The 7,469-nt window shown below is 64.1% G+C and carries 6 protein-coding genes and 1 pseudogene; all 7 read left to right on the top strand.

The features are described 5' to 3' along the window. The coding region (gene dxr / locus DYI24_RS17215; protein WP_164573169.1) for a 1-deoxy-D-xylulose-5-phosphate reductoisomerase at positions 1–804 on the top strand (804 nt) is incomplete at its 5' end. Positions 805–849: 45 nt separating this feature from the next. Beyond that, the gene (gene rseP / locus DYI24_RS17220) at positions 850–2,001 is read left to right on the top strand and encodes an RIP metalloprotease RseP (protein WP_107344815.1); all 1,152 of its coding nucleotides are present in this window, start codon (positions 850–852) and stop codon (positions 1,999–2,001) included. 172 nt (positions 2,002–2,173) lie between these two features. Continuing rightward, positions 2,174–4,699: an outer membrane protein assembly factor BamA gene (gene bamA, locus DYI24_RS17225; RefSeq protein WP_164573170.1), complete on the top strand. Its 2,526-nt coding sequence runs from the start codon at positions 2,174–2,176 to the stop codon at positions 4,697–4,699. 29 nt (positions 4,700–4,728) lie between these two features. Next, the gene (gene lpxD, locus DYI24_RS17230) at positions 4,729–5,811 is read left to right on the top strand and encodes a UDP-3-O-(3-hydroxymyristoyl)glucosamine N-acyltransferase (protein ID WP_164573171.1); all 1,083 of its coding nucleotides are present in this window, start codon (positions 4,729–4,731) and stop codon (positions 5,809–5,811) included. Then, positions 5,811–6,266, top strand: a complete 456-nt coding sequence (fabZ, locus tag DYI24_RS17235) for a 3-hydroxyacyl-ACP dehydratase FabZ (protein WP_107344812.1) — start codon at positions 5,811–5,813, stop codon at positions 6,264–6,266. The genes lpxD and fabZ overlap by 1 nt, the downstream gene beginning before the upstream one ends. Positions 6,267–6,274: 8 nt before the next feature. Further along, a complete protein-coding gene (lpxA, locus tag DYI24_RS17240; RefSeq protein ID WP_164573172.1) occupies positions 6,275–7,117 on the top strand; it encodes an acyl-ACP--UDP-N-acetylglucosamine O-acyltransferase in 843 nt (280 codons plus the stop codon). An 18-nt stretch (positions 7,118–7,135) separates the two neighbouring features. Beyond that, positions 7,136–7,469, top strand: a pseudogene (locus DYI24_RS17245) (DUF1009 domain-containing protein); the annotation flags it as partial.

A 7,469-nucleotide genomic window follows, 5' to 3' on the forward strand; every position in this document is an offset into this window, starting at 1 on the left:
GTGTGCGCCGGCGACTTCTTCATGAGCCGGGCGACTGCTGCCGGGGCGCAGATCCTGCCGGCAGATTCCGAGCACAACGCGCTGTTCCAGGCGCTCGCCTCGGGCAACCGCCATGAACTGACCCGGGTCATTATTACCGCCTCGGGCGGTCCGTTCCGCACCTGGGCCGCTGCCGACATCGAGCAGGCGACTCTGGCGCAGGCCCTGAAGCATCCGAATTGGAGCATGGGCCAGAAGATCACCATCGATTCGGCATCGATGATGAACAAGGGCCTCGAGGTGATCGAGGCTTCCTACCTATTCGCGTTGTCGCCCGACGAGATCGACGTGCTGGTGCATCCGCAGTCGATCGTTCACGGCCTCGTCGAGTTTGCCGACCGCTCGGTCGTGGCTCAGCTCGGTGCGCCGGACATGCGGATTCCGATCGCGCATTGTCTCGGTTTCCCGGATCGCATTACCGGGCGCGCGGCGAAGCTCGACCTCGCCAAGATTGGTCAATTGACCTTCGAAGCCCCTGATTTCGCGCGCTTTCCCGGTCTGCGGCTGGCTTATGACGCGCTCCGCACCGGCAACGGTGCTACCACCGTGTATAACGCCGCCAATGAGGTGGCGGTCGCGGCCTTCATCGCGCAGAAGATCCGGTTCGGGGCGATCGCGCGGCTGGTCGAAGACACGCTCAACATCTGGGTCCGCGCCGGCAACCAGGCGCCGCTCGGCTCCGCCGACGACGCCATCGCGCTTGACCAACAGGCGCGAAACCTCGCTGCCACCCTATTGCCTCAAATTGCCGCAAAGGCATCCTAGAGGAGATAGGGAACAGGGCCGTCGGTTCTGCTCGAAGGGAATGGGATGGCCGATCTTTTTCTGAATAGTTTCCACACGTTGAGCCACGGACTGGTGGGGTATGTGGTGCCCTTCTTGTTCGTGTTGACCATCGTGGTGTTCTTCCACGAACTCGGCCATTTCCTGGTGGCGCGCTGGAACGGCGTGAAAGTTCTGACCTTCTCGATCGGTTTCGGTCCGGAGATCGTCGGCTTCAACGACCGCTACGGCACCCGCTGGAAGCTTTCGGCCGTGCCGCTCGGCGGCTACGTGAAGTTCTTTGGTGACGACAGCGAGGCCAGCACGCCTTCCGGCGATGCGTTGTCGCAGATGTCGGCGTCCGAGCGGGCGGTCAGTTTCCACCACAAGCCGGTGGGGCCGCGCGCCGCGATCGTGGTCGCCGGCCCGTTGGCCAATTTTATCCTGGCCGTGGTGCTGTTCACCTTCCTGTTCAGCGTGTTTGGGGTGCCGAATACCTCCGCGCGTGTCGATGGCGTGCAGCCGGGCAGTGCCGCCGAGGCGGCTGGCTTCAAGCCTGGCGACGTGGTGACGTCGATCAACGGCAGCGCGATCAGCAATTTCCTCGAGATGCAGCGCTTCGTCGGTGCCGAAGCCGGCAACCAGCTCAAATTTACCGTCAAGCGCGGCGATTCGACCGTCGATCTGGTGGCTACCCCCCAGCTCAAGGAGATCAAGGACCGCTTCGGTAACGTCCAGCGCCTGGGCATCCTCGGCATCAGCCGCTCGACCGCTGCGGGCGAGGTGACCACCGAGCAGGTCAATCCGGCGGTGGCATTCTGGATGGGGATCAAGGAGACTTGGTTCGTCGTCGATCGGACGTTCTCCTATATCGGCGGTATTTTCACCGGTCGGGAAGCGGCCGACCAGCTTGGCGGCCCGCTGCGGATCGCGCAGGTGTCGGGGCAGGTGGCCACGATCGGCTTTACCCCGCTGCTGCATCTGGCGGCGGTGCTGTCGATCTCGATTGGCCTGTTGAACCTGTTCCCGGTTCCGTTGCTGGATGGCGGGCACCTGTTGTTCTATGGAATCGAAGCTGCGCGCGGCAGGCCGCTGTCGGAGCGGGCGCAGGAGGTTGGGTTCCGGATCGGGCTCGCCTTGGTGCTGATGTTGATGATGTTTGCGACCTACAACGACATCCTGCACCTGGCGTCGTCGTGAGTCTCCCATTTGTCAAACGTGGCGGATGGGCAACGTGTTGGAATGAAATTGAAATCGCAGCGCTAAAGGACGTTTGCCGGGGCGGCAAAATTGTCTACAAGCGAGGCAACCTGGGGATTCTGTCGGTGCGGGGGCTCCGTGCCGGCATCGGAATGACAAGGGCGCGTTGCGCATGAAAGTTGGAATGCGAGTGTTGCGGGGGGTAGTCGGTGCCGCCCTGGTGTTTTTCGCCGTACCGGTCGCCACGACGGCGGTCGGGGTGGTGATGGCGTCTCCTGCCGCCGCCCAATCCGCTTCGTCGATCGCGGTCGAGGGCAACCGGCGGGTCGAGGCCGAGACCATTCGCTCCTATTTCAAGCCGGGTCCGGGCGGGCGGCTCGACCAGGGCTCGATCGATGACGGCCTCAAGGCGCTGATCGAGACCGGCCTGTTCCAGGACGTGCGCATCAACCAGGCGGGTGGCCGTCTGGTCGTCAGCGTCGTCGAAAACCCGGTGATTGGTCGCCTTGCGTTCGAGGGCAACAAGAAGATCAAGGACGAGCAGCTCTCGGCTGAAATCCAGTCGAAGCCGCGCGGCACGCTGTCCCGCCCGATGGTGCAGGGCGACGCGCTGCGGATCGCCGAAATCTATCGCCGTTCGGGTCGCTATGACGTTCGCGTCGACCCGCAGATCATCGAGCAGCCGAACAACCGCGTCGACCTGGTGTTCGTGATCACCGAAGGTCCGAAGACCGGCGTCAAGTCGATCGAGTTCGTCGGCAACAAGGCCTATTCGTCCTATCGCCTAAAGGACGTGATCAAGACCCGCGAGAGCAACCTGCTCAGCTTCCTCGGCAACGGTGACGTCTACGATCCGGACCGGGTCGAGGCCGACCGCGATCTGATCCGCCGCTTCTACCTGAAGCACGGCTTTGCCGACGTGCAGGTGGTTGCCGCGCTGACCGAATACGATCCGGAGCGCAAGGGCTTCCTGGTCACCTTCAAGATCGAGGAAGGTCAGCAGTACCGCGTCGGTTCGGTGACCTTCGAATCCGCCATTCCGACCCTCGACGGCAACTCGATGCGCAGCTTCTCGCGTGTCAATGTCGGCTCGCTCTACAACGCCGAGGCGCTGGAGAAGTCGGTCGAAGAGATGCAGATCGAGCTGTCGCGCCGCGGCTATGCGTTCGCGACCGTGCGTCCGCGCGGCGACCGTAACTTCGACGAGCACACCGTCTCGATCGTGTTCTCGATCGAAGAGGGGCCGCGCGTCTACATCGAGCGCATCAACGTCGTCGGCAACACCCGGACCCGCGATTACGTGATCCGGCGTGAGTTCGACATCTCTGAAGGCGACGCCTACAACCGTGCGCTGGTTGACCGCGCCGAGCGCCGCCTGAAGAACCTCGACTTCTTCAAGACCGTGAAGATCACCACGGAGCCGGGCTCTTCGAGCGACCGCGTCATCCTGGTGGTCAACCTCGAAGAAAAGTCGACCGGCGACTTCTCGGTGTCGGGTGGTTACTCGACCAGCGACGGTGCGCTGGGTGAAGTCTCGGTCTCGGAGCGTAACTTCCTCGGCCGCGGCATCTTCGCCAAGGCTTCGGTGCAGTACGGTCAGTATGCCCGCGGCTACTCGCTGTCGTTCGTCGAGCCGTATCTGCTCGACTACCGCGTCGCGCTCGGCCTCGACCTGTATCAGCGCGAACAGCTCGCCAACCGTTACATCTCGTACTCGACCAAGACGCTCGGCTTCAGCCCGCGCCTCGGCTTCGCGCTGCGGGAAGATCTGTCGCTGCAGATCCGTTACTCGCTGTACCGGCAGGAAATCACGCTGCCGTCGTACCTGAACAATTGTAACAACATCCCGGGTGCTGGCTTCTTCCCGACGCCGCAGTATATCGCTGCCAACAACCTGCAAGCCACCTACGGCGTGCTGGGCTGCTACGGCGACGGCGAGGCCTCCCTGCCGGTCCGCATCGGTCTGGCTGGCGGTGCCTACTGGACCTCGTCGCTCGGCTATACGCTGACCTACAACACCCTCGACAACATCAAGAACCCGACTGACGGTCTGCTCGTCGACCTGCGTCAGGACTTCGCTGGTGTCGGCGGCGACGTGAAGTTCATCAAGACCGCGTTCGACGCCAAGTACTACACTTCTCTGGTGTCGGATCTGGTCGGTTTGGTTCACCTGCAGGCTGGTAACCTGAGCACCTATGGCGGCAACCAGCTTCGGATGCTCGACCACTTCCAGATGGGTTCGAACCTGGTTCGCGGCTTCGCTCCGAACGGTATCGGTCCGCGTGATATCGGCCAGTATGCCCTGTACGGCTACGGCGGCGACGCGCTCGGCGGCACCAACTACTGGGGTGCGTCGGTCGAGTTGCAGATGCCGTTCTGGTTCCTGCCGAAGGAAGTCGGGCTCAAGGGCGCCGTCTATGCCGACGCCGGTTCGCTGTTCGACTACAAGGGCCCGACGTCGTGGTCGGTCACCGGCGAAGTCAACACCCCCGGCTGTATCCCGGCGAGCCAGACCACGATCGGTACCTGCTCGGGTCTGAACTACGACGACACCAATCTGGTCCGTACCTCGGTCGGTGTCGGCCTGATCTGGGCGTCTCCGTTCGGTCCGCTGCGCTTCGACTACGCGATCCCGATCACCAAGGGTAAGTACGACCGCGTTCAGGAGTTCAAGTTCGGCGGCGGGACCTCGTTCTAAGTCCCGCACTCCGGACCACGACCGAAGGAATGGCATCCACGTCGTTTTTCCCGCCGCGTCCTTCGTCGACCCTGGCCGAGATCGCCAGCCTGACGAAAGCAACGCTGGTTGATGCTTCGCACGCGGAGCATCGCATCACCGGACTGGCCTCGCTCGACGAGGCCGGCCCTATGCACTTGAGCTTCTTCGAGAACCTCCGCTATTCGGATGAGCTCGCGAACACGAGCGCGGGCGCGTGCCTTGTCAGCGAGCGGTTTGAGGGCAGGGTGCCGTCGCACGTCGCTGTGCTGCGCGCCCGGCGTCCTTTCCATGCCTTCGTGGCCTACGCACGGCATCTGTATTCCGATGCGTTGCGTCCGCACACCGGCATCGGAGCGCCCGGCATCGCGCCCACGGCGGTCATCCATGAGAGCGCCAAGCTCGAAGACGAGGTCACGGTCGAGCCGCTGGCGGTGATCGGGCCCGACGTCGAGATCGGCTCGGGAACGGTGATCGGGGCGGGGGCGGTGATCGCCGCCGGCGTCAAGATCGGCCGCGATTGCGACATCGGTGCCGGCAGCCACCTCCAGCACGCGCTGATCGGCAACAACGTGCTGATGCATCCCGGCTGCCATATCGGCCAGGACGGCTTCGGCTTTATCTTCGCAGGCCAGCACACCAAGGTGCCGCAGACCGGCCGCGTGATCATCCAGCACGATGTCGAGCTCGGCGCCGGGACGACGATCGACCGCGGTTCGCTGCGCGACACGGTGATCGGCGAGGGCACCAAGATCGACAATCAGGTTCAGATCGGCCACAACGTAACAATTGGTCGACATTGCGTGATCGCCGCCAAATGCGGTCTTGCCGGCAGCCTGACGCTGGGCGACAACGTCGCGCTCGGCGCCATGGTCGGCATCAACAATCATGTGGTGATTGGCGACGGCGCCCAGGTGGCGGCGATGTCCGGGGTGAAGGACAGTATTCCCGCTGGTGAGCGCTGGGGCGGTATCTTCGCACGGCCGACCAGAACATGGTTCCGGGAGATGCTCGCGGTGCGGCGGCTCGCTGAAGGCAGCGGAGCCGACACGGCGGCGAGACCCGATGACGACAGGGATGAAGGACGGGGGTGATGGAATCGCCGATTCGCTTTGAGAAAGTTGACATCAACACCATCCTCAAGACCCTGCCGCACCGCTTCCCGTTTCTGCTGATCGATCGCGTGATCAACATCCGCGAGGACTACAGCGGCATCGGCATCAAGAACGTCACCGTCAACGAGCCGGCGTTCCAGGGCCACTTTCCGGAGCGGCCGGTGTATCCGGGCGTGCTGATGATCGAGGGCATGGCCCAGACCGCGGGCGTGATCGGCATCCTGTCTGTCACCGGCACCGAGAAGCCGCGCGCGGTGTATTTCCTGACCATCGATAAGTGCAAGTTCCGTAAGCCGGTGATGCCTGGCGATACCGTCGAGTATCACCTGACCCGCACCGGGCGGCGCAAGACGATGTGGTGGTTTCACGGCGAGGCCAAGGTCGACGGACAGATCGTGGCGGAAGCCGATGTCGGCGCGATGCTGGCAGATTGACGGGCTGAATGAGCACAATTGATCCGACTGCGCGTATCGAAGACGGCGCCGTCATCGGCGACGACGTGACCATCGGGCCCTTCTGCACCATTGGGCCGCACGTCAGCATCGGCTCCGGTACGACGCTGATCGGCCACGTCAACGTCACTGGCCACACCACGATCGGCGAAGGCTGCACCATCCATCCGTTCGCCTCGCTGGGCGGCGCGCCGCAGTCGACCGGCTACAAGGGTGAGCCGACGACACTGATCATCGGCAACGCCTGTACCATCCGCGAGAACGTGACGATGAACACCGGCACGGTCGGCGGCGGCGGCGTCACCCGGGTCGGCGACCGCGGGTTCTTCATGGCGGCGAGCCATGTCGGCCACGACTGTATCGTCGGCAACGACGTGATCTTCGCCAATGCCGCGACCCTCGGCGGTCACTGCGAGATCGGCGACTTCACCTTCATCGGTGGCATGACGGTGCTGCAGCAGTTCACCCGGGTCGGCCCGCAGGTGATGATCGGCGGCATGAGCGGGCTGCGCACCCACGTCATTCCGTATGCGCTCGCCAACGGCATCTATGCGAAGCTCGCCGGGTTGAATATCGTCGGCATGCGCCGGCGGAAGTTCACCAAGGAGCGGCTCGCGATTGTGCGCTCGTTCTTCAGCGACCTGTTCTACAGCAGCGGTCCGCTCGCCGAACGGCTTGAACGGGTGCGTCCGCGCACGGCGGAGGATCCGGCGATCGCCGAGATCGTCACGTTCATCGACGACATCAAGGGCCGCGGCGGTCGCGGTGCGCGTGTCGCGCTGTGCATGGCGCGTGAGGGCGGTGCGGCCGTCAATGACGGCGACGACGCCTGACCTGCGGTCGGCGCGGCCATGACTGATCCATCACTGCAGATTGGCGCGCCCGTCGGCATCATCGCCGGCGGCGGCACGCTGCCATTCGCCGTTGCCGACTCGCTCGCCGCGCGCGGCCTGACGCCGGTGCTGTTTGCGTTGAAGGGAAGCTGCGACGCCGAACGCGTCACCGCGTACCGGCATCATTGGCTGCGGATGGGAGCTTTCGGCAGGCTGCTGCGGCTGCTCCGCGCCGAAGGCTGCCGCGACCTGGTGTTCATCGGCTCGCTGGTACGGCCGGCGCTGTCGGACATGCGGCTCGACTGGGGTGCCATCAAAGTGCTGCCAGCGGTGCTCGCGGCCTATCGGGGCG

This window comes from Rhodopseudomonas sp. BR0C11 (assembly GCF_010820945.1).
Taxonomy (GTDB): domain Bacteria; phylum Pseudomonadota; class Alphaproteobacteria; order Rhizobiales; family Xanthobacteraceae; genus Rhodopseudomonas; species Rhodopseudomonas palustris_H.

Bases quoted from the DNA above. Each gene is read 5' to 3' on its own strand.
- lpxD (WP_164573171.1), top strand. From the start codon at position 4,729: ATGGCATCCACGTCGTTTTTCCCGCCGCGTCCTTCGTCGACCCTGGCC.
- fabZ (WP_107344812.1), top strand. From the start codon at position 5,811: ATGGAATCGCCGATTCGCTTTGAGAAAGTTGACATCAACACCATCCTC.
- bamA (WP_164573170.1), top strand. From the start codon at position 2,174: ATGAAAGTTGGAATGCGAGTGTTGCGGGGGGTAGTCGGTGCCGCCCTG.
- lpxA (WP_164573172.1), top strand. From the start codon at position 6,275: ATGAGCACAATTGATCCGACTGCGCGTATCGAAGACGGCGCCGTCATC.
- rseP (WP_107344815.1), top strand. From the start codon at position 850: ATGGCCGATCTTTTTCTGAATAGTTTCCACACGTTGAGCCACGGACTG.